Annotated in this window: 1 pseudogene; it reads right to left on the bottom strand. The window is 67.6% G+C overall.

The window, feature by feature from the left end:
* Positions 1-51: 51 nt before the first annotated feature.
* Positions 52-1,651: pseudogene (locus ABZT49_RS03450) on the bottom strand (transposase).
* Between the last annotated feature and the right edge of the window lie 94 nt (positions 1,652-1,745).

Below are 1,745 nucleotides of genomic sequence, written 5' to 3'. Positions count from 1 at the left end.
ATCTGGGATTGGGATTGCCCCGTTTCTGATACTGCTGGCGAATGCAGCGGCTCAGACAGCTTGACTGATGAGGCGAGCGAAGGGTGATCGGCGGGTCGGCGCGACGGTCTTACCCGCCAGCCAATCGGCGATTCGGCCGATGTTGAGGGCGGCAGCGGTCAGCACATGCTGGAGGTGGACCTTGGCCGGCCCGAGGTAGCGGGCCCGTCGCAGATGCAGGGCCCGCACGCCCAGCGACAGCGTCCCTTCGATGCCCGCCCGCCAGCGGTACTGCTCGGCGAAGGCCCCGTCGACCTCTCGCGCGCGTGCCGCCTCCAGCGCAGCGTGTTCCTCGCGCCGACGCGGCGTGAGCAACCGGCGCGGGGAGCGCGTACAGTGCTGCTTCAGTGCGCAAGGTTTGCAGTCCGAACTGGAGAAGCGGATGCGCATCACCGTGCGACTCAGGTTGTGATTGGGGCCACTGCGTATCCTGCGGGCTCGGCCCGAGCAGCGTCACGGCGTGATCGCGTGTACTGGCGAGCAACAGGTCGGCATCGACGTAGCCAGCATCGACCAGGTGCGTGTTGGGGAGGAGATCGTGGGCTGCCAGGTCCGCATGGATCGACCCGAGTGCGTCGCGGTCGGCGATCGGGGCCAGCGTGGTCGCCACGTGAGTGATCAGGCGGGGGCGATCCGCGTCGCAGGTCTCGGTGAGGTGGACCTTGTAGCCGATCCACGTCGTCGAGCGTTTCTTAGCGTAGTGGGTCTCTGGATCGTAGGGTGAGGCGATCATCAGCAGTGAGGGCTGAATGCCTTCCGATGAGGTTCGCCAAACACCTCGCGCGGTCTGCAGCTTTGTATGATCCACGTCGTTTTTCTTGCCAGTCTCGTCATCGAGCGAGACGATCTGGAAGTTCTGCAACCAAACCCGGCCGAGCAGGATCACGGCCGGGATCTCGCGCAGCCAGGCCGGTGCGTCGGGCGAGAACACGGCCGCCAGGAGCGCGTGTCCGTCGCGGCCGATCTGTTCGGCATGAGCGCGACGGGCTGCCTCGCCCTGCGGGACGTACAGATCGTCGGTGGGTTTGGCGTAACGCTCGCCCCAGCTCTCCTCGGCGTGGGCGCGCGGCCACTCGGGAGCTGCGACGGCGAGGGCATTGAGCGCGGCACGCAGGGTCTCGGTGGCGCAGCCGAGGCGGTTGAGGCTGCGCACGGCGCCCAGGACATGCGTGCTGTCGGTGCGCTGACGGCCTCGCGCCACCAGGAGCCGGCGCTCTCGGCACAGGGCCAGGAGCGTGTCGAGCAGGAGCGTCTCGGCGTGGCCGGCCACGAGGCGAGAGCGAAACTCGCCGAGCACCGAGGCGTCGAAGCCCGGGTCGGTGAGATCAAGGCCCAACAGGTACTTCCAGTTGATGCGGCCACGCGCCGCCTCGGCCGCGCGGCGATCCGAGAGGTTCTCGGCAAACTGCAGCACGGTGACGAGAGCCAGCCGCCAGGGCGCTTCGGCCGGACGGCCGCGGGCGGAGAACAACGCCGTGACCTGCGCGTCGGTGAACACGGTGCCGAGTTCATCCCTTAGCCGCAGGTAGGCATTGCCCCGCGGGAACGCGGCCCGCGCTGCGACGGCGGTCTGGCTGGGAACCTCGGCGGGTGAGCTTGGCTGCAGCGACATGACGAGCCTCCGCGAGCATCGGATTGCGCTGCCACATCAACGAGCTAACCAGACCGATGGATTCGTCAGCAGTATCAGAAACGGGGCAATCCCA

This window comes from Methylobacterium sp. EM32 (assembly GCF_040593685.1).
Taxonomy (GTDB): Bacteria; Pseudomonadota; Alphaproteobacteria; order Rhizobiales; family Beijerinckiaceae; genus Methylobacterium.
This window is presented reverse-complemented; position numbering and strand designations above follow the sequence as displayed.